Below are 20,568 nucleotides of genomic sequence, written 5' to 3' on the forward strand. Positions count from 1 at the left end.
CCCCGCCGGCCCCCTCCCCCGTGATCGGATCACGACGGAGAACTGTCCACCGGAACGCATTCAGGAGGCTCGGACCGTGGGGATGAGCGGGCATCAGGACGATTACCACGCCCTGGTCGCGCGGCACGAGGCGATGCGGCTGCGCAACCGGCTGCTCTCGCCCGCGAGCGGTGCGAGAACTACGGCACCGGGGTCGGGGCCGGTCCCGGTCCCGGGTGCGTACGACGACGCCGCCGGCGCCGCCGACCAGGCGCTCGTCCTGCGGCACCTGGCGGCCGTCACCCCCTTCGGGGAGCTGATCGACCGGCTCTACGAGTCGATGTTCGGCCGCCACCCGTATCTGAGGCGCCTCTTCCCCGACTCCATGGAGTTCCAGCGCTCGCACCTGGAGCGGGCCTTCTGGCACATGATCGACCACCTCGACCGGCCCGCCGAACTGGCCGCCGACTTCGCCCGCCTGGGGCGCGAGCACCGCCGGCTCGGCGTGCTGCCGGTGCACTACGAGGTGTTCGAGTCGTCCCTCGTCGAGGGGCTGCGGCTGTGCGCGGGCGGCGCGTGGAGCGGGGCGGCCGAGGCGGCGTGGGTGCGGATGCACCGGCATGTCTCCGCCGCCATGGTGGCGGGCGCGAACGAGGCCCTGGGCGAACCCGTGGCCTGGAACGCCACCGTCACCGCGCACGAGCGCGTCGGCCCCGACCTGGCGCTGCTGCGGGTGCGGCCGGCCGAGCCGTATCCGTACCGCGCCGGGCAGCACGCGCGCGTGGAGACGCCGCTGCTGCCGCACACCTGGCGGCCGTACACCCCGGCCGGTGTGCCCGGCGACGAGCTGGAGTTCCATGTACGGCGCACGGCGCCCGGCGGGGTCAGCGACGCGCTCGTCGCGCACACCGGGGTCGGGGACGTGCTGCGGCTCGGCCCGCCGCAGGGCACCGCCACGCTCGACGAGGAGCTGACCGACGACGTCCTGATCGTCGCGGGCGGCACCGGCTGGGCGCACGCCAAGGCGCTCCTCGACGAGCTGTCCCGGCGCCGCCCGGCCGGTCTGACGGCCCGTCTCTTCCTCGGCGCCCGGGACGCCGGCGGGTTCTACGACGAGGCCGCCCTGGAGCGTCTGGAGGCCCGCTGCCCGTGGCTCGGCGTCACCCGTGTGGTCGACGGCGGTCCGAGCGGCCCCGACGGCCGTGGCGCCCTCATGGACGCCGTCCTCGGCTCCCGTACGTCCCCCACGGACTGGTCCGGGTCCCGGCAGCTCGTCTACGTCAGCGGCCCCACCGGCCTCGTCGCCGCCACGGCCTGGCACCTCACCGAGGCGGGCCTGCCGCCGGAGCGCCTGCGCCACGACCCGATGCCGGTGTCCTCCCCGGCCGTACCCGCGCTCCAGCCCTAGGGTCAGCCCGAGGTCAGGCCCGGGGAAGCCGCGGATCCATCTGCCGCTGGCGATCCAGCACCCGGCGCAGGTCCGCGGCGAGCGGGTGGTACGGCCCCTGCTCGCGCTCCACGTCGTACAGCAGGGTCGCCAGGTGGGAGACGGCGCCCGCCTGCTCGCCGGTGGCGAGCATCAGCAGGCCGATGCGGTGGCGGATGTCGAAGGCGCGCTGCCGCAGTTCGGGGTCCGCGGCGCCGCCCTGGTCGTGGTACGGCAGGAGCGCCCGGAACTCGGCGAGCGCGGCCGCCGGGTCGCCCAGCTGCTCCAGGCACAGCGCCGCGTCGTAGCGGAAGCGCAGGGTCTGCGGGTCGTACGGGCCGGCCTCGGCGGACCGGTCCTCGGCGAGGCGGCGCAGCTCGGGCAGGGCGCGGCGGTACTGGCCGTCGTCCATCAGCGTCGTCGCGTACTGCTTGCGCAGGATGCGGACGACCGGCGAGCGCTCGCCGTGCTCGGCGGCGGCGGCCGGGAGGATGCCGCCGAGGACGTCCACGGCCTGGGTGATGGAGCCCTCGCCGAGGAGCCGCTTCACCTCGTCGACGGCGGCGGCCACATCGGGCTTGCCGGGCGCCGGGGGCACCGGCGGCGGGGCGGGCACCGCGGCCGGGGCGGTCGCCCGGTCGGGCCAGGGGGCGTGCGGGCGGCGGAACGGGCGGGTCGGGTCGAGCGGCCCGGCGCCCGGACCCGCGGCGGCGGCCACACCGGGCGCGGGCAGCAGCGGCAGCAGCCGCTCGTAGACCTCCTGGGCGCCGGAGGGGCGGTCCTGCGGGTCCTTGGCGAGCAGCCGCAGCACCAGCGCCTCCAGGGCGTCCGGCACCTCGGGCCGCAGCCGGCGGACCGGCAGCGGCGACTCGTGGAGGTGGCGGTGCAGCACGCCGAGCGCGGTGGAGCCGGCGAACGGCACGTTGCCGCTGAGGAGTTCGTGGAGCAGCACGCCGAGCGCGTACAGATCGGTGTACGGGCCGACGGCGCCGCCCATCGCCTGCTCGGGCGCCATGTAGGCGGGGGTGCCGATGGGCGAGCCGGTGTGGGTGAGGCGGGTGGTGTCGCTGTCGAGGACGGACGCCACGCCCAGGTCGAGCACGGTGACCGTGCCGTCGGGGCGGACCATCACGTTCCGCGGCTTGAGGTCGCGGTGCACGATCGGCACGGCGTGCACCGCGGCGAGCACCGCGCACAGCTGGGCGGCGACGGACACCGCCCACGGCCAGGGGTACGGGTCGTGCTCGGCGAGGTGGTCGGCGAGGTCGGCGCCCTCCACGTACTGCATGACGAGATACAGCTCGTCGCCGTCGCTGCCGGCGTCGTGGACGGTCACCAGGCCCGGGTGGTCGACCTGCGCGGTCACCCGGCACTCGCGCACGAAGCGGCGGCGCAGCTCGTCGGCGGCGGTCGCCGGACCGCTGATGGCGGCCGGGTTGAGCAGCTTCACGGCCACCCGGCGGTCGAGCCGGCCGTCGTACGCCGTCCACACCTGGCCCATGCCGCCCTGGCCGATCAGGGTGGCCAGCTCGTAACGCCCGCCGACGACCCGGCCGTTCACCTACCGCCGTCCCGGGGGTCCTTGTCCTTGCGGAGCAGGTCGCTGAGCTCGTCGAGCTCGGCGCGGACCTGGTCGATGCGGGGGCTGGGCGGGGTGATCTGGGACTGGGACTGGGGCTGAGGCTGGGGCTGCGGTTGCGGCTGGACGGGCGGGAAGCCGTAACCCTGCTGGGGCTGCTGCGGGACCTGGTGCCGGTGCGGCGGCACGGTGGCCGCGTACGGGTTGTACGGCGCGGTCGGCGGGACCGGGCCGTGCAGACGTATCCGGTCGTGTCGGATGTCCACCGCCAGGTAGTACCCGGTGAACGCCGCCGCGCTGAGCAGGATCGTCGCCATGACGACGTCGGCCCGGGTCGTCTCGACGTCGTCCGGCATCAGCACCATGCAGACGATGATCAGCACGATCGAGGCGACGAACAGGATCCAGTCGACGACCCGGCGGGTCAGCAGGGCGATGCGCAGCGCCGTCGCCCACGTCAGAAACCCGATGCTGAGCAGCGGCAGCATGGCGAACAGCACCCGCAGCACGATGACCGACGCCGGCACACCCTGCCGCTGCGGCGGTGTGGCGGGCGGCGGATAGCCCTGGCCGTACATTCCTGCTTCTGCTCCTGCCCCTGGTCACCTGAAAAGCCCGACTGTCGGAGATGAGCGTATACACCGACTCCGACAGCCACCCAGGGGTTGTGCATAACCGTGTTCGGGCCGTTGCGCGGGCCGTTGTCCAGGCCGTTGGTCAGGGCGTCACCGTGCCGTCCGCGAGCCCGTCGTACATGCCCTGCACCAGCTGTTCGCCGAGCCGTCCGGCGAGCCGCAGCGCCTCCTCGAACTCGGCGAGCGCCTGGAAACGGGCGCCGTAGCGCCGCTGTTCGGCGAGCGGGAGCCGGGGCAGCTGGAGGCGCCGTACGTCGAGCCGGGTGGCGGTCGAGGCGTACGAGCTGGCCTGTCGCTTGTTGGCGGTGACGCGAAGGAAGCCGGCCAGGAACCAGGGGTCGACGGCGGCCGGGTCGGGGCGCAGCAGGTGCACGTTGCGGCCGAGGGCGGCGCCGGCCGTGGCCGGGTCGACGACGCGGGCGACCGCGCCGCCGCCGAGCACCGGGACGACGACGTCCCCGGCGGCGAGCAGCACCGGCTCCTCGGCGGGCCCGCCGGGCGGGGCCTCGGGGAGGCTGCCGGAGGGGGCCTGGGCGGCGAGGACGTCGGTGTCGGTGAGGACCCGTACGGGGGCGCCGGCGGCGGCCGAACCGGCGCCTCCGGCGTGGAGGGTGAGGGCGCCCGCGCGGGCGAGTTCGCCGACGGTCGTCGCGGTCCGGTGCACGCCGGGGAGACCGGGGCCGGCCGTCGGGTCGGTGGCGGGCGGCGGGGTCAGCTCGCGGGTGCGGCGCAGGGTCTCCGTCAGCCGTTCGCGCACGCCGGCCAGCTGCGCCGCGCCCTCGGCGGCGGCGGGCGGCGGCAGATGGCGGGCGGGCGCCAGGTCGACGTCGTCGTCGAGGAGTTCGATGACGGGGACCGAGCGGCTCTCGCCGGGGGTCTCGGCGAGGGTGCCGTCCTGGAGGAAGGGGCGCCAGGCGTCGAGGACGGCGGTCTCGACGGCGGGCCAGTCGAGCCGGTCGCGGCCGGGGGCGCTGGTCTCGGTCGCCGTGTCGACGAGGAGCAGTTCGGCGGGCGGGCGTTCGCCGGGGACGGGCCTGCGCAGCACCCAGAGGTGCAGCGGGATGCCGTACGGGGGTGCCGCGCCGGCCGGCAGGGCGACGACGGCCCGCAGCGCGCCGCGGCGCAGCAGGTCGGCGCGGATGCGGCGGCCGGAGCGGCGGGACGCGGCGGCGGGCGGCATGAGCAGGACGGCGGTGCCGCCGGGGCGCAGCCGGGCCAGGGCGTGCTGGACCCAGGCCAGTTCGGACTCGGTGCGGGCCGGGAAGCCGTACTCCCAGCGCGGGTCGTAGGCGAGTTCGTCGTGGCCCCAGTTGCGCTCGTTGAACGGCGGGTGGCACAGCACGGCGTCGGCGGTGAGGGCGGGGAAGGCGTCGGCGCGCAGGGTGTCGCCGGGGAGCACGCGGACGTCGGTGGTCCGGTCGGTGGTGAGCGCGAGGCGCAGCGCGGTGAGCGCGGCGAGGTCGCCGTCGGCGTCCTGGCCGTGGACGACCGTGGCGGTGGCCGTGGCGGCGCGGAGGAGGGCACCGGTGCCGCAGGCGGGGTCGAGGACAGTGGCCGCGGGTCCGGCGAGCGCGGCCATGAGGGCGGCCGGGCCGGGCGGGGTGAGCGTGTACTGCCGGGGGTTGGCGTCCAGGTGGCGGCCGAGCAGGAACTCGAAGGCCTCGCCGGGGCTGCTCTCGGCGGCCAGTTCGGCCGCGCCGCGGACGAGCGGGACGGAGGGGGCGAGGGCCCGCGCGGTGGGGGTGCGGACGGCCCGCTCGACGCCGAACCGCTCGGTCAGCGTCTCCTCCAGGGGTACGGGGAGGAGTTCGGCGAGGCGGGTGTCGGGCGCCGCGGCGAGGGTGGGCCAGGCGGCGGCCCGGTCGCGGACCAGGAGCAGGGCGCAGCCCGCGTGCACGAGGGCGGTGACGGCGCCGGCGGGGTGGGCGGCGATCTGCTGCCAGACCCGCTCGCCGAGCGGGACCTCGGCGAGTTTGCCCTGGGCGCGCAGCCAGTCCTCGACGTCGGCGAGGGCGAAGGACGGGCTGGTCTCCGTGCCGCCGACCGGCCGGGGGAAGTCGGCGTGGCGGCGGCGCCAGTTGCTCACGGCCGCCCGGCCGACGCCCGCGAGGCGGGCGATCCCCGCGGCGGTCACCTCTGCTGCGTTGTCCGGCACCGGCCACTCCTCTTCAGTCCGCTTCGTCAGCCCGCTTCAGTCCCGCCTGGCGTGTGACGCCGATCCTACCGACGAACGCAAGAGGCGCCCCTTCACAGCGTGAGCGGACCTGTTTTTCGTGAACCGTGTTGACTCGGTTCACAGGCTCTGCTGTCATTGATCCATCGCGCCAGACAAACTCACTGTCCGGGAGGACACACTCATGTCGTACGACACGCAGCTCCCGCACCCGCAGACCCCGGCCCCGGCGGTCATGCGGAACGGGCTCGGCACCGCGGCCCTGATCCTCGGCATCATCGGCACCCTGTCCGGCTTCATCCCGCTGCTCTTCTGGCTGGCCGGCATCCTCGGCGTCATCGCGCTGATCCTGGGCCTGGTCGGCAAGGGCCGGGTCAAGCGCGGCGAGGCGAACAACAAGGGCGTCGCCGTGACCGGCACGATCCTGGGCCTCGCGTCCCTGGTCCTCTCGGTGGTCGGCGTGGTCATCACCGTCACCGCGGTCAGCGAGGCGGCGGACGAGATCAACAAGGCGATCGACGACGCCGCCAGCAGCGCGCCCGCGAAGCCGGGCGGCAGCGCCAAGGGCAAGGGCGGCACGGGCGAGAGCAAGAAGGACAAGCCGCTCGCGGCCGACGAGACCGCCGCGTACGAGGACGGCCTGGAGGTCACGGTCTCCGCGCCCAAGGCGTTCACCCCGGACGAGTTCGCCGTCGGCCACACCGAGGGCAACAAGGCGTACAAGGTCACCGTCACCATCGAGAACAAGGGCAAGAAGGCCTTCGACACCGCGGGCACCCTGCCCAACGCCCGCGCGGGCAAGGACGGCGCGGACGCGGAGATGATCCTCGGCGAGAAGCTCGACGTCGCCTTCGACGGCTCGGTCCTGCCCGGCAAGAAGGTCACCAAGACCTTCGCCTTCGACGCGCCCGCCGCCGCCAAGGTGCTGACCGTCGAGATCGAGCCCGGCATGGGTCTGGCGCACGACGCCGCGCAGTGGGACCTGAAGATCGGCTGACCCGCCGCCCCGCCCCGTAAGCCCAGCACTCCCCCGTAACCCCCGCACCACCCCGTACCCCCGCACCACCCCGATCCCCCTCGGAGATTCACCATGTCTGCCACCGTCCCCGCCCCCGCCCGCGCCCGCGCCAGCCACCGGATCCGCCGCCGGGCCGCCCTCGCCGCCACCCTCTGCGCCGCCGTCGCGCTCGGCGCGACCGCCTGCGGGCCCTTCGGGGACGCCGAGCCCAAGGCCTCCGGGCCGTTCGGGGAACTCACCGGCCCGCAGATCGTCGACAAGGCGATCGCGACGACGAAGACCGCGAAGTCCCTGAGCATGGACCTCGACCTCAAGACCACCGACGGTCCGATCAAGGCCTTCGTCTCGACCGACCTGCAGGGCAGGTGCGCGGGGACGATGACGATCGACACGACCGGCACCGCCGAGCTGATCCGCCCCGACGACAAGGCGGTCTACCTCCGCTACGACGAGGCGTTCCTCAAGGAGCAGTCCAAGGGCGAGTCGCCCGAGGTGCAGGCGGCCGTGCTCAAGCAGATGAAGGGCCGCTGGCTGAAGACCGACGCCAAGGACCCGGACGCCAAGGACATGGTCGAGCTGTGCGACCTGAAGGCGCTGCTCGCCGACTTCGAGCAGTCCACCGCCGGCACGGTGCAGGGCGAGGAGACGATGGTCGGCGGCAAGAAGGCGCTGACACTGACGCAGACGTACAAGGGCGGCGAGAAGGACACGTTCTACGTGGCCACGGAGGGCAAGCCGTACCTGCTGAAGATCGTCACGACCGGCGGGAAGGAGCCGGGCACGATCGCCCTGTCCGGCTACGACAAGCCGGTCACGGCGACGGCGCCGGCGAAGAAGGACGTGCTGGACGAGAAGGACCTCGGCTGACCGAGCGTCGGCCGGCGGAAAGCGAAAGGCGTGACGGCCTCCGGAGGGGGGCGGCCGTCACGCCTTTTCGTGTGTGTCGCTCTCAGAGCTGGTGCCGGACCCAGATGTTCGGCTCGACGTAGACCGCGTAACCGCGGGCGGTGTCGCAGTGCACCGGCACCAGGGCGCCGGGCACCTCGACCGGTCCGTCGGTGTCGAAGGGCAGCCCGGTCCAGGACCGCCACTGCGCCACGGACCCGCCGATGGTCATCGACGCCGGCGCCACCTTCACGACGGCGCCGCCCGCGCGCACATGCACGCGCAGCCACGGGTCGTGCGGCAGCCCGTCGGACTCGCGGGTGCGCCGCGCGTACTCGTGGATGGAGCCCTCGGCCTCCAGGTGCTTGCCGTTCGGGCGCAGCGGGGCGACGAGCTGGGTGTGCCCGAGGCGACGGGCGTTGTCACGCATGGCCGCGAGCATCCGGTGCGAGACCCCGTTGCCGAGCGCGCTGGTGTCGACGGTGATCTCGATCGCGCTCACCGTGTCCGGCGTCCGCCCGTGCCGCAGATCGGAGAACGCCCACAGCAACACCTGGTCCCACCCGGTGTCCGGCAGCTCCCCGCGCCCCTCGGCCCCCAGCTGGAACGGCACGCTGAACCCGCGCGCCACCACGTCCTCACCGTCCGGCCCGTCGGTCGCGACGAGCACGTACTCCGGGAACTCGGCCACGATCCGCCCGATGTGGCTCCACCCCACCGGGTCGTACATCATGAACTCCGGCCAGAGGTCCTTCATCTGCCACAGCTTCCCGGCAAGGGCGGGGCGCTCGGCGAGCGTAGTGATGTGCACGTCCATGCGGGCGAGGCTAACTGCGCCTCCAGGAGCGGGCGTAACGATTTTTCCCCGAGGATCCCAAGTCGCCCTTCGGGATCACACCTTTCCGATGCCGAGCGTGTTCTCGGACGGCAGGAGGCCGGAGCCGATGATCGCGAGCCACGGGGCGCCGAGGAGTTCCGCGAGGCGGGCGGTCGGGGCGGGGCCGAGGGTGGACCAGGGGGTGGTGGCGAGGAGGTCGGTGCGGTGTTCGACCTCGGTGCGGAGGGCGCGGCCCGCGTCGGTGGCGGTGCCGTTCGGGTGGAGCAGGCCGCGGGCGGCGAGGCGGTCGCGGGCGGCGGTCCATTCGGCCGGGGGCCAGCCGCGGCTCGCGAAGGTGGTCTCGGCGGCGGCGCCGACGGCGGCGAAGGAGACCAGGGACTCGGCCGGGTCGAGGCCGGCGGCGAGCAGCGCCGCGAGGTGCCCGTCGCCGCGGTGCTCGCGCAGGATCGTGGCGGCCTGCCAGAGGACGAGGTGCGGGGCCTCGGGCCAGGGCAGCGCGGCGTTGGCGGCGGCGAGCGGGCGCCCGGCCGTACCGGCGGCCTCGGCGGCCCGGCGGGCGAGGGCGGCGGCCTCGGCGAGTTCGGGGCCTTCGACCGCCTCGTCCCCGAGCAGCGCGCGGTAGGTGCGGTCCACCGCGCGCAGGCGGGCGGCGAGCACCGCCTCGGGCGCGGCGGTGGCCCAGACCCCGGGCACGTACCGCCCGACCGTCTCCCGGCTGAAGGAGTAGAAGGCGGAGGCGACCGGCCCGGCCCCGACCGGTCCGAGCGGCGCCGCGCGCCAGGCGAAGTAGCTGGGCCAGCGCTCGTTCACGTCGTACCCGAGCGCGGCGGCCTCCTCGAAGGCCTCGGGGGCGTAATAGAGCACCGCGTGCAGCGGTTCGAGCAGGTGCCACATCTGCCGGACGCGGCTCGGTTCCACCGTCTCGGTCAGGTTCCGGGTCTCCACGGTCATGACTCCGCCTCGCTCTCCTCGACAACCTGAATATCTTGTCAGTGACTAGATTGCTCTGACTCCCCCCAACTTGTCAATGACTAGATCCGGCGTACGCTGCTGTCATGACCACCACCGGGAGCCTCCGCCGCGGCTACCACCACGGCGACCTGCGCCAGGCCGTCCTCGCCGCCGCCCTCGACGTCATCGCCACCGACGGCCCCGGCGCGCTCAGCCTGCGCGACCTCGCGCGCCGCGCCGGCGTCTCGCACGCCGCCCCCGCGCACCACTTCAAGGACCGCACCGGGCTGCTCACCGCGATCGCCGCCCAGGGATACGAGCTCCTCGCCGCGGCCCTCGCCGACGCGCCCGATCTACGGGAGCGCGGAGTGCGGTACGTCCGGTTCGCCGTCGCGCACCCCGCGCACTTCCAGGTGATGTTCCAGCCCGACCTGTACCGGGACCGGGCCGACGACGCCGAGCTGCTCGCCGCCAAGGAGCGGGCCGCCGCCGAACTCCGGGCCGGCGTCGCCGCCCTTCCCGCCGCCCGGGACGCCGGCATCGCCGCCTGGTCCCTCGCCCACGGCTTCGCGACCCTGCTGCTCACCCACAACCTGGACGACCCACTGGGCGGGCGGGAGCCGGGTGAGGCGTTCCGTGCACTGAGCGGACTCCTCGGTTCCGGTCAACTCCCGCTCTCGGAAGGGGAATAGCCGGAGTCGATCATGCCTTCTCCCTGTCATACGCAGTCACGACAGCAACGGGGGACCTGACATGACCAACCGCAACCGCACCACCCTTCGCAGCGCAGGGATCGCCCTGCTCGCCGGCCTCACCCTCGCCGGCACCCTCACCGGCGCGCCCGCCACCGCGGCCCCGCAGCCCGCACCGCAGCCTGCCGCACAGCCCGCCTGGCACGGTGTCTGGGCCGCCTCCCCGCAGGCGCCGACGGCACCCTTCGGCCCCAACTGGTCCACTCAGGGCTTCGCCGACCAGACCGTGCGCCAGGTCGTACGGGTCACGGCCGGCGGCACCAAGGCCCGGATCGAGCTGACCAACCGATACGGCTCCACCCCGCTGCGGATCACCGGCGCCACGGTCGCCCGCACCGCCAAGGGCGGCGCGGTGGAGCCCGGTTCGGTCCGGCCGCTCACCTTCGGCGGAGGCCGCGGCTCCGTGACGATCCCGGCCGGCGGCACCCTGCTCAGCGACGGCGTGCCGTTCAAGACCCGGGCCCTGGAGTCGGTGACCGTCACCCTCTACCTCGCCGGGCCGACCGGCCCCGCCACCTTCCACCACTTCGCGGGCGCCACCAGCTACCGCGCGGCGGGCGACCACCGCGCCGACGCGTCCGGCGCGGCCTTCACCGAGACCAGCACCTCCTGGTACTACCTGTCCGGCGTCGAGGTCTCCGGCGGCCCCGCCGCCGCCCGGCCGCACCGCCGCGACGGCATCGTCACCTTCGGCGACTCCATCACCGACGGCGTCGGCGCCACGAACGACGCCGACGACCGCTACCCCGACGAGCTCGCCGAGCGCCTCGCCGCCACCGGCCGCCCGCGCCCCGTCCTCAACCACGGCATCGGCGGCAACCAGGTCACCAACGACGTCACCTGGGCGGGCGAGGCGGCGGTCGTGCGCTTCCGGAAGGACGTGCTCACCGAGCAGGGCGTCGGCACGGTGGTCCTCCTGGAGGGCATCAACGACATCGGCGGCAGCGGCCCCACCTTCCCCGGCGGGCCGACCCCCGACGTCTCGGTGAACCGGCTCATCGAGGGCCACCGCGCCCTGATCCGCCAGGCCCACGCCCACGGCATCAAGGTCGTCGGCGCGACCCTCACCCCGATCAAGGGCTCCTTCTACTTCACCCCGGAGAACGAGGCGAAGCGCGAGGCCTTCAACGACTGGGTCCGCACCTCCGGTGCCTACGACGCGGTCGTCGACTTCGACCGCGCGGTCGCCGACCCCGCCGACCCGGACCGCATCCTGCCCGCCTACGACTCCGGCGACCACCTCCACCCGGGCGACGCGGGGTACACCGCGATGGCCGGGGCGCTGGACCTCGACGAGCTCTGACCGTACGGACGTACGAGGTACGGCGGGGGCGACCCCTCGCCGTACCTCGTACACCAGCGCCTAGCTGAGGATCTCCGTCAGGAACTCGCCCGTCCACGCCAGCAGTTCGCGGCCCACCACCGGCTTCCCGCCGATCTTCCCGGTCGTCGGGCGCGGCACCAGGATCTGGTGGACGGCCGGCTTGATGACCGTGCGCGGGTAGAGGCGCTTGAGGCGCAGCTCCTGCGATTCGCGCAGCTCCACCGGGGCGAAGCGGATGTTGGGACCCTGGAGGACGATCTCGCCGACCCCGCAGGCGCGGGCCAGCATGCGCAGGCCGGCGACGAGGAGGAGGTTCTCGACGGGCTCGGGCAGCTTGCCGTAGCGGTCGGTGAGCTCCTCCCGTACGGCCTTGATGTCGGCCTCCGAGTTGGCGGAGGCGATGGCGCGGTAGGCCTGGAGGCGCAGCCGCTCGCCCGGCGCGTAGTCGTGGGGGACGTGCGCGTCGACCGGGAGCTCGATCTTGACCTCCAGGGGCGGCTCCTCCTCCACCCCGCCCTCCAGGGACGCCCGGTAGTCGGCGACGGCCTCGCCGACCATCCGTACGTACAGGTCGAAGCCGACGCCCGCGATGTGGCCGGACTGCTCGCCGCCGAGCAGATTGCCCGCGCCACGGATCTCCAGGTCCTTCATCGCCACGTACATGCCCGCGCCCATCTCGGTGTGCTGGGCGATGGTCGCGAGCCGCTCGTGCGCGGTCTCGGTGAGCGGCTTCTCCGGCGGGTAGAGGAAGTACGCGTAGCCGCGCTCGCGGCCTCGGCCGACCCGGCCGCGCAGCTGGTGCAGCTGGCTGAGGCCGAAGTTGTCGCCGCGCTCCACGATGAGGGTGTTGGCGTTGGAGATGTCGATGCCGGACTCGACGATCGTCGTCGAGACGAGCACGTCGAACTTCTTCTCCCAGAAGTCGACGACGACCTGCTCCAGGGCCTGCTCCGACATCTGGCCGTGCGCGGTCGCGATCCGCGCCTCCGGCACGATCTCGCGCAGCCGCGCCGCCGCCCGGTCGATGGACTCGACGCGGTTGTGGATGTAGAAGACCTGGCCCTCGCGCAGCAGTTCGCGGCGGATGGCCGCGCCGATCTGCTTCTCCTCGTACGGGCCGACGAAGGTGAGCACCGGGTGCCGCTCCTCCGGCGGGGTGGTGATCGTCGACATCTCGCGGATGCCGGTCACCGCCATCTCCAGGGTGCGCGGGATCGGGGTCGCGGACATGGTGAGCACGTCGACGTTGGCGCGGAGCTTCTTCAGCTGCTCCTTGTGCTCGACGCCGAAGCGCTGCTCCTCGTCGACGATGACCAGGCCCAGGTCCTTGAACTTCGTCTCGGAGGAGAACAGGCGGTGGGTGCCGATGACGACGTCGACCGCGCCGTCCTTCAGCCCCTCCAGGGTCGCCTTCGACTCGGTGTCGGTCTGGAAGCGGGACAACGCCCGGACGTTGACCGGGAACTGGCCGTAGCGCTCGGAGAAGGTGCCGAAGTGCTGCTGCACGAGCAGGGTGGTGGGGACGAGGACGGCGACCTGCTTGCCGTCCTGGACGGCCTTGAAGGCCGCCCGTACCGCGATCTCCGTCTTGCCGTAGCCGACGTCGCCGCAGATCAGGCGGTCCATCGGGACCGTCTTCTCCATGTCCTCCTTCACCTCGGCGATGGTCGACAGCTGGTCGGGCGTCTCCGCGTACGGGAAGGCGTCCTCCAGCTCGCGCTGCCAGGGGGTGTCGGGGGCGAAGGCGTGGCCGGGGGCCGCCATCCGGGCGCTGTAGAGCTTGATGAGGTCGGCGGCGATCTCCTTGACCGCCTTCTTCGCGCGCGCCTTGGTCTTCGTCCAGTCGGCGCCGCCGAGCCGGTGCAGGGTCGGGGCCTCGCCGCCCACGTACTTGGTGACCTGCTCCAGCTGGTCGGTGGGGATGTAGAGGCGGTCGCCGGGCTGGCCGCGCTTGGCGGGGGCGTACTCGACGAGCAGGTACTCGCGGGTGGCGCCCTGGACGGTGCGCTGCACCATCTCCAGATAGCGGCCGACGCCGTGCTGCTCGTGCACGATGTAGTCGCCGACCTCCAGGGTCAGCGGGTCGATCGTCTTGCGGCGCTTGGCCGGCATCCGCTGGCCGTCCTTGCCGGCCGCCTTCTGCCCGGACAGGTCGGTCTCGGTCAGGACGGCGAGCTGGAGCGCCGGGTCCACGAAGCCGTAGTCGATCGAGCCGCAGGCGACGTGCACGACGGACGGGGCGATCTCGGCCAGGTCCGCGTCCAGGCGGGCGGCGATGCCCTCGCCGCCGAGCACCTCGACCGTACGGGAGGCCGGGCCGTGCGCCTCCGTCACGTACACCGTGCGCCAGCCGTCGGCCAGCCAGCCCTTGGTGTCGGCGAGCGCGCGGGCGGTGTCGCCGCGGTACGTCTCCGGGGCGTGCATGCCCAGCTTCAACGTGTCCGCACCCACGGTCTCGTCGGCGAGGTCCGCCGCGAACGGGGACACGGACCACCACATCATGTCCAGCTCGCGCGCCCGGTCCCGTACGTCCGCGATCCCCCACAGCGAGGCCGCGCCGACGTCGATCGGCGCCTCGCCGCCGCCCGCCGTCGCCGCCCACGAGGCCTGCAGGAACTCCTGGCTGGTCGCCACCAGGTCGGCGGCCCTGGTCCGCACCCGCTCCGGGTCGCAGACGACGGCCATCGAGCCCTTGGGCAGGACGTCGAGCAGCAGCTCCATGTCGTCGACGAGGACCGGGGCGAGGGATTCCATGCCCTCGACGGCGATGCCCTCGGCGATCTTTCCGAGCAGTTCGCCCAGCTCGGGGTGCTGCTCGGCGAGCGCCGCCGCCCGCTCCCGTACGGCGTCGGTGAGCAGCAGCTCACGGCAGGGCGGGGCCCACAGGCCGTGCTCGGCGACTTCGAGGGAGCGCTGGTCGGCGACCTTGAAGTAACGGATCTCCTCGACGTCGTCGCCCCAGAACTCGATCCGGAGCGGGTGCTCCTCGGTGGGCGGGAAGACGTCGAGGATGCCGCCGCGGACAGCGAACTCGCCGCGCTTCTCGACCAGCTCGACCCGGGAGTACGCGGCGGCCGCCAGGCCCTCGACGATCTCGTTCAGGTCGGCGGTCTGTCCGGTCCGCAGTGCCACCGGCTCCAGGTCCCCGAGGCCCTTGACCTGCGGCTGGAGTACGGAGCGGATGGGCGCGACGACGACGCTGACCGGCCCGGCGGCCGGGTCGTCGGCGGACGGGTGGGCGAGCCGGCGGAGCACGGCGAGGCGGCGGCCGACGGTGTCGGAGCGGGGCGACAGGCGCTCGTGCGGCAGGGTCTCCCAGGACGGGTAGTCGACGACCGTGTCCGGGTCGAGCAGCGAGCGCAGCGCCGCCGCCAGGTCCTCGGCCTCGCGGCCGGTCGCCGTCACGGCGAGCACGGGCCGGCCGGACTCGCGGGCGAGCGCGGCGACCGCGAAGGGGCGGGCGGCGGGCGGGCCGACGAGGTCGACGTGCATGCGGTTGCCGTCGCGGGCGGCCGTCACCGCCTCGGCGAGGGCGGCGTCTCGGACGACGACGTCAAGCAGACCGTGCAGGCTCATGGGTCTTCCATCCCGGCGTGTGGGCTACGCCATCCCGGCGTGTGGGCAACGCGAACCGCCCGACACGTCGTACGGGCCGGGGGTTTCCCAGCCTACGTCGCCCCACCGACACCCGCCGAGGAACGGGGCCGGTCCCCGTCCGTACCTACTCCGTCGTCTACTCCGTCGCGATCGCGTTCAGGACGTTCATCCGGCCCGCCCGGAAGGCCGGGACCAGGGCGGCGAAGAGGCCCACGAAGGCCGAGCCGACGAAGACGCCGACGATGGTCGGCCAGGGGATCTCCAGGACGCCCAGGCCCTCCAGGGCGAGGAGCTGCTGGGCCGCCGTGCCCCAGCCCAGGCCCAGGCCGAGGCCCAGAAGCGCGCCGAAGAGGGCGATGACGACCGACTCCAGGCGGATCATGCGGCGCAGCTGGCGGCGGGAGAGGCCGATGGCGCGCATGAGGCCGATCTCGCGGGTCCGCTCGACGACGGAGAGGGCGAGGGTGTTCACGACCCCGAGGACGGCGACGACGATCGCGAGGGCGAGCAGCCCGTACACCATGTTGAGGAGCTGGCCGACCTGGTCCTGGAGGTCCTTCTTGTAGTCGGCCTGGTCGGCGACCTTGTACTGCGGGTACGGCTTGAGGGCGGCCTTCAGGGCCTTGTACGCGGCCTCCTCCTGGCCGTCCTTGGCCGTGGCGAAGACGATCATGCTGCGGGGCAGCTGCTCCGCCGGCACGTACTGCGCCGCGGTGGCGATGCTGGTGTACTTCACGCCCTTGTCGATGTTGTTGTCGTCGGACGTGATCGCCGCGACCCGCAGTGCCGCCTGCCGGCCGCCGGGGAAGGCGACGGTGAGGCGGTCGCCGAGCTTCACGCCGTGCTCGCCGGCGTACTTGCTGCCGACGGACATGGCGCCCGGCCCGTACGCGTCGGAGAGCGTGCCGGCGGTGGTGTCGCGGCGCACGTCCTGGGCGTACGAGGGGTCGGCGGCGACCAGGCCGGTCTTCTCGGCCTTGCCCTTCGGGTCGGTCACCGTGACCTCGACCCACTTGTACTCGGTGACGTGGTCGAGGCCGGCGGCCTTCTCGACGGCGGCCTGGGCCTGTGGGACGACGGGCTGGCCGTTGGTGGACTGGACGATGAAGTCGGCGCCGACGGACTTGTCGAGCTCCTCGGTCGCGGAGGCGACCATCGAGGAGCCGACGACGGAGAGGCAGGCGACGAGCGCGAGGCCGATCATCAGGGCGGCGCCGGTGGCGCCGGTGCGGCGCGGGTTGCGCAGGGCGTTGCGTTCGGCCATCCGGCCGACCGGGCCGAAGATCCGCAGGACGACGACGCCGAGGGCGCGGACGACGGCCCCGGAGAGCAGCGGTCCGACGACGACGAAGCCGAGCAGCGAGAGGACCACGCCGAGGCCCAGCCACATCGAGCCGGGGGCGGACTCCTCGGCGCGGGTGGCGGCGAACAGCGCGCCGGCGCCGGCGGCGGTCAGGACGAGACCGAGGGCGCCGCGGACCTTGCCGGCCCGGGCGTCGGCGGGGGTGCCGGACTCGCGCAGGGCGGCCATCGGGGAGACCTTGGCGGCCCGGCGGGCGGGCACGAAAGCGGCGAGGAGGGTGACGACGACACCGAGGACGATGCCGACGACCGGGGTGGTCCAGCGGACGGTGAGGTCCTGGGTGGACAGCTCCATGCCCATCTGGGACATGAGCTTCATCAGGCCGACGGCGAGGCCGACGCCGGTGGCGACACCGGCGGCCGAGCCGACGACGCCGAGGAGCAGCGCCTCGACGAGGACGGAGCGGTTGATCTGGCGCCGGCTGGAGCCGATGGCCCGCATGAGGCCGATCTCGCGGGTGCGCTGGGCGACCAGCATGGAGAAGGTGTTGACGATGAGGAAGATGCCGACGAGGAAGGCGATTCCGGCGAAGCCGAGCATCGCGTACTTCATGACGTCGAGGAAGCCGGCGACGTCCTCGCGGCCGGCGTCGGTGGCCTCGGCGGCGGTCTGCAGCTTGTAGTGCCCGCCCTGGGGAGCGGCCTTGGGGTCGGCGAGCTTCTTCGCGACGGCGGCCTTCAGGGTCTCGTCGCTGACGCCGTCCGCCGCCTCGACCGTGATCTGGGTGAACAGGCCCTCCTTGCCGAGGAGTTCGCGCTGGGCGGTGGCGGTGTCGTACCAGACGAGGGTGGCGCCGGGGTTGGTGACCTTGAACTCGGCGATGCCGGAGATCTTCGCGGTGAAGTCGCCGGTGACGGCGATGGTGCGCAGCTCGTCGCCGATCTTCAGGTGGTGCTTGTCGGCGGTGCCGGAGTCGACGAGGACCTCGGTGGGGCCGCGCGGTGCGTGGCCGGAGGCGATCTCGACCGAACGCAGTTCGTTGGGCGTCCAGTTGGCGGCGATGGTGGGGGCGCCGGAGGTCGGTCCGACGTTCTCGCCGGCCGCGTCGACGACGGTGACGGACATCGAGTTGACCGCGCCCCGGACGTCGCGGGCGCCCTCGACGCCCTTGATCTGCTCGACGAGCGCGGCGGGCAGCGTGGCGGGGCGGCCGGTCTGCGGGATCTCGTCGTTCGCGGCGGCGTTCGCGGGGCTGACGGTGACGTCGGAGGCGGTGGTGGCGAAGAGCTTGTCGAAGGTGGTGTTCATGGTGTCGCTGAACACCAGGGTGCCGCAGACGAAGGCGACGGAGAGGAGGACGGCGACGGCGGAGAGCGCCATGCGGCCCTTGTGCGCGAAGAAGTTGCGCAGCGAGGTCTTGAGGACGGTGCCGCTCATGAGGTCCGCCCGCGCGCGTCGAAGTCCTTCATGCGGTCCAGGACCTGGTCGGCAGTCGGGGAGTGCATCTCGTCGACGATGCGCCCGTCGGCGAGGTAGAGGACCCGGTCGGCGTAGGAGGCGGCGACGGGGTCGTGGGTGACCATGACGATGGTCTGGCCGAGCTCGTCGACGGACTGGCGCAGGAAGCCGAGGACCTCGGCGCCGGCGCGGGAGTCGAGGTTTCCGGTCGGCTCGTCACCGAAGATGATCTCGGGGCGTGCGGCGAGCGCGCGGGCCACGGCGACGCGCTGCTGCTGGCCGCCGGAGAGCTGGTTGGGCCGGTGGCTGAGGCGCCCGGCGAGGCCGACGGTGTCGACGACCCGCCGCAGCCATTCCCGGTCCGGCTTGCGGCCCGCGATGTCCATGGGCAGCGTGATGTTCTCCAGGGCGTTCAGGGTGGGCAGCAGGTTGAAGGCCTGGAAGATGAACCCGATGCGGTCGCGCCGCAGTTGGGTGAGTTTCTTGTCCTTGAGGCCGGTGATCTCGGTCTCGTCGAGGAAGATCTGCCCGGAGGACACGGTGTCGAGGCCGGCGAGGCAGTGCATGAGGGTGGACTTGCCGGAGCCGGAGGGCCCCATGATCGCGGTGAACCGGCCGCGGTCGATGTCCACGTCGACGTGGTCGAGCGCGACGACCCGGGTCTCGCCGGTCCCGTAGGCCTTGACGACCTGTCGCGCCCGCGCGGCGACGGCCGTCCGCCCTCCCGTACCCCCGTGCGCGGGGATGGTCACAGCCGAAGTCACGGTATGTCTCCTATGTCTGCGTATACGCGGTGGTGTTCCGCGTTCGAGTCTGGTCGGGGAGCGGGGGCCGGGGCACTGGTGCCAGGCGCACTCTTCGTCCTGGGGATATCCACAGGGCCGCACCGGCGGAGCACCGCTCTTCGTAAGAACAAGCTAAGGACGGAAGGGGCTCCGGCTCGTCCTCCGCCGGAACGAAGCGTCCCTGGGCTGTATGGGGGAGATGCCCCTAGGGGTTCCTCCACCCCTGGTCGGGGTGAGAGGCTGATCCGGGCGCACTTAGATGTACGAAGCATCCGTCTGGCGTACGGGGCGGGAGAGGAGCGGTCCGGGTGTCCGAGGCGACCACGAGACGGCAGGCGGCGAAGGGGGCGGGGGCGGACGGCACCCGGCGCGGGCCGGTCGTCGCGGCCCTGATGCTGGGCATGGCGCTCGCCGCGCTCGACGGCACGATCGTGGCCACGGCCGTCCCCCAGATCGTCGGCGACCTCGGCGGGCTCTCCGTCTTCTCCTGGCTGTTCTCCGGCTATCTGCTCGCCGTGACGGTGACGCTCCCGGTGTACGGCAAGCTCAGCGACACCTTCGGCCGCAAACCGGTGCTGATCGCGGGCATCGTGCTCTTCCTGATCGGCTCCGTGCTGTGCGCCTCCGCGTGGAGCATGGGCTCCCTGATCGCCTTCCGCGTCGTCCAGGGCCTCGGCGGCGGCGCCCTCCAGGGCACGGTCCAGACGATCGCCGCCGACCTCTACCCGCTGAAGGAACGCCCGCGGATCCAGGCGCGCCTGTCCTCCGTGTGGGCCGCCTCCTCGGTGGCCGGACCGGCCGTCGGCGGCGTGCTCGCCGGCTACGCCGACTGGCGCTGGATCTTCCTCGTCAACGTGCCCGTCGGCCTGCTCGCCCTCTGGCTGATCGCCCGCCACCTGGCGGCACCCGCCCGCACCGCGCCCCACGCGCGCGTGGCCGGCGCCCCGCCCCACGCGCGCGTGCGGATCGACTGGGCCGGGGCGCTCGCGATCTTCGCCACCGGAGCCGTGCTCATCACCGCGCTCGTCCAGGGCGGCGTCGCCTGGCCGTGGCTCTCCGCGCCGTCCCTGGGCCTGCTCGGCGCGGCCGCCGCCCTCGCCGCCCTCACCGTCGTGATCGAGCGCCGCGCGGCCGAACCGATCATCCCCGGCTGGGTCTGGCGCCGCCGCACGATCGCCGCCGTCAACCTCTCCCTCGGCGCCCTCGGCCTGCTCATGGTCGCGCCGACCGTCTTCCTGCCGACGTACGCGCAGTCCGTGCTCGGCCTCGGCCCGATCGCCGCCGGCTTCGTCCTGTCCTCCTGGACCCTGAGCTGGCCCATCAGCGCCGCCTTCTCGAACCGGGTCTACACCCGCATCGGCTTCCGCAACACGGCGATCCTGGGGATCTCCCTCGCCCTGCTCCTGCTGCTCGCCTTCCCGCTGCTGCCGTTCCCCGGCGAGCCCTGGCAGCCCACGCTCCTGATGCTGCTGCTCGGCGCGGCCCTCGGCCTGTTCCAGCTGCCGCTGATGGTCGGCGTGCAGTCGACCGTCCCGTACGAGGAGCGCGGCACCACCACCGCCTCCGTCCTCTTCGTCCGCCAGGTCGGCCAGAGCGTGGGCGCCGCGCTCTTCGGCGCCGTCGCCAACGGCGTCCTGGCCGCGCGCCTGGGCGCCGACACGGACCTCGACACCCTCGCCCACGCCCTGAACACCACCGACCGGATCCGCCGCGCGGTCGACACCGCCGTCGACTACGTCTACCTGGGCGCCGCCGGCGCGGCCGCCCTGGCCCTCGTCGTCCTCCTGACGATCGCGCCGCGCCGCTTCCCGGTCCTGAAGGAGCAGACCGCGGATCCCGAGCCGGCCGGCCCCAAGCCGTAGACC

Annotated in this window: 14 protein-coding genes; 6 read left to right on the forward strand and 8 right to left on the reverse strand. The window is 73.4% G+C overall.

What is annotated here, in order from left to right; translation table 11 throughout:
- Positions 1–82 precede the first annotated feature (82 nt).
- Positions 83–1,387: a globin domain-containing protein gene (locus tag JAO84_RS14060; RefSeq protein WP_370413172.1), complete on the forward strand. Its 1,305-nt coding sequence runs from the start codon at positions 83–85 to the stop codon at positions 1,385–1,387.
- Between the two features lie 13 nt (positions 1,388–1,400).
- On the opposite strand, the gene JAO84_RS14065 is transcribed toward JAO84_RS14060, so the two are convergent.
- From JAO84_RS14065 to JAO84_RS14075, 3 genes are all read right to left on the reverse strand, one after another.
- Positions 1,401–2,966: a protein kinase gene (locus JAO84_RS14065; RefSeq protein ID WP_370413173.1), complete on the reverse strand. Its 1,566-nt coding sequence runs from the start codon at positions 2,964–2,966 to the stop codon at positions 1,401–1,403.
- Positions 2,963–3,562 (reverse strand): hypothetical protein, encoded by a 600-nt coding sequence (locus tag JAO84_RS14070; RefSeq protein WP_370413174.1) that lies wholly within the window; start codon positions 3,560–3,562, stop codon positions 2,963–2,965. Before JAO84_RS14070 ends, JAO84_RS14065 begins: the two co-directional genes overlap by 4 nt.
- Positions 3,563–3,701: 139 nt before the next feature.
- The gene (locus JAO84_RS14075; protein WP_370413175.1) at positions 3,702–5,774 is read right to left on the reverse strand and encodes an N-6 DNA methylase; all 2,073 of its coding nucleotides are present in this window, start codon (positions 5,772–5,774) and stop codon (positions 3,702–3,704) included.
- Positions 5,775–5,976: 202 nt separating this feature from the next.
- On the opposite strand from JAO84_RS14075, the gene JAO84_RS14080 reads away from it, so the two are divergent.
- A complete protein-coding gene (locus JAO84_RS14080; protein ID WP_370413176.1) occupies positions 5,977–6,789 on the forward strand; it encodes a DUF4190 domain-containing protein in 813 nt (270 codons plus the stop codon).
- Positions 6,790–6,882: 93 nt separating this feature from the next.
- Complete coding sequence (locus JAO84_RS14085; protein WP_370413177.1) at positions 6,883–7,677, forward strand: hypothetical protein; 795 nt, start codon at positions 6,883–6,885, stop codon at positions 7,675–7,677.
- 82 nt (positions 7,678–7,759) lie between these two features.
- On the opposite strand, the gene JAO84_RS14090 is transcribed toward JAO84_RS14085, so the two are convergent.
- Both JAO84_RS14090 and JAO84_RS14095 read right to left on the reverse strand, forming a co-directional pair.
- Complete coding sequence (locus JAO84_RS14090; protein WP_370413178.1) at positions 7,760–8,512, reverse strand: N-acetyltransferase; 753 nt, start codon at positions 8,510–8,512, stop codon at positions 7,760–7,762.
- Between the two features lie 75 nt (positions 8,513–8,587).
- Positions 8,588–9,484 carry a hypothetical protein gene (locus tag JAO84_RS14095; RefSeq protein ID WP_370413179.1) on the reverse strand — a complete coding sequence of 299 codons (897 nt, stop codon included), beginning with the start codon at positions 9,482–9,484 and terminating at the stop codon, positions 8,588–8,590.
- A gap of 104 nt (positions 9,485–9,588) precedes the next feature.
- On the opposite strand from JAO84_RS14095, the gene JAO84_RS14100 reads away from it, so the two are divergent.
- Both JAO84_RS14100 and JAO84_RS14105 read left to right on the forward strand, forming a co-directional pair.
- The gene (locus tag JAO84_RS14100) at positions 9,589–10,176 is read left to right on the forward strand and encodes a TetR/AcrR family transcriptional regulator (protein ID WP_370413180.1); all 588 of its coding nucleotides are present in this window, start codon (positions 9,589–9,591) and stop codon (positions 10,174–10,176) included.
- Positions 10,177–10,237: 61 nt separating this feature from the next.
- Positions 10,238–11,539, forward strand: a complete 1,302-nt coding sequence (locus JAO84_RS14105) for an SGNH/GDSL hydrolase family protein (protein WP_370413181.1) — start codon at positions 10,238–10,240, stop codon at positions 11,537–11,539.
- 60 nt (positions 11,540–11,599) lie between these two features.
- Here the strand turns inward: JAO84_RS14105 and mfd are convergent, their stop codons facing one another.
- From mfd to JAO84_RS14120, 3 genes are all read right to left on the reverse strand, one after another.
- Positions 11,600–15,136 (reverse strand): transcription-repair coupling factor, encoded by a 3,537-nt coding sequence (gene mfd, locus JAO84_RS14110; protein WP_370413182.1) that lies wholly within the window; start codon positions 15,134–15,136, stop codon positions 11,600–11,602.
- Positions 15,137–15,293: 157 nt separating this feature from the next.
- Positions 15,294–17,897 carry an ABC transporter permease gene (locus tag JAO84_RS14115; protein WP_370413183.1) on the reverse strand — a complete coding sequence of 868 codons (2,604 nt, stop codon included), beginning with the start codon at positions 17,895–17,897 and terminating at the stop codon, positions 15,294–15,296.
- Positions 17,894–18,682, reverse strand: a complete 789-nt coding sequence (locus JAO84_RS14120; protein WP_370413184.1) for an ABC transporter ATP-binding protein — start codon at positions 18,680–18,682, stop codon at positions 17,894–17,896. Before JAO84_RS14120 ends, JAO84_RS14115 begins: the two co-directional genes overlap by 4 nt.
- A gap of 329 nt (positions 18,683–19,011) precedes the next feature.
- Between JAO84_RS14120 and JAO84_RS14125 the strand changes: the two genes are divergently transcribed.
- A complete protein-coding gene (locus JAO84_RS14125) occupies positions 19,012–20,565 on the forward strand; it encodes an MFS transporter (protein ID WP_370413185.1) in 1,554 nt (517 codons plus the stop codon).
- The last annotated feature ends 3 nt before the right edge of the window (positions 20,566–20,568 follow it).

Source organism: Streptomyces fradiae (genome assembly GCF_041270065.1).
In the GTDB taxonomy this organism is placed as follows: Bacteria; Actinomycetota; Actinomycetes; order Streptomycetales; family Streptomycetaceae; genus Streptomyces.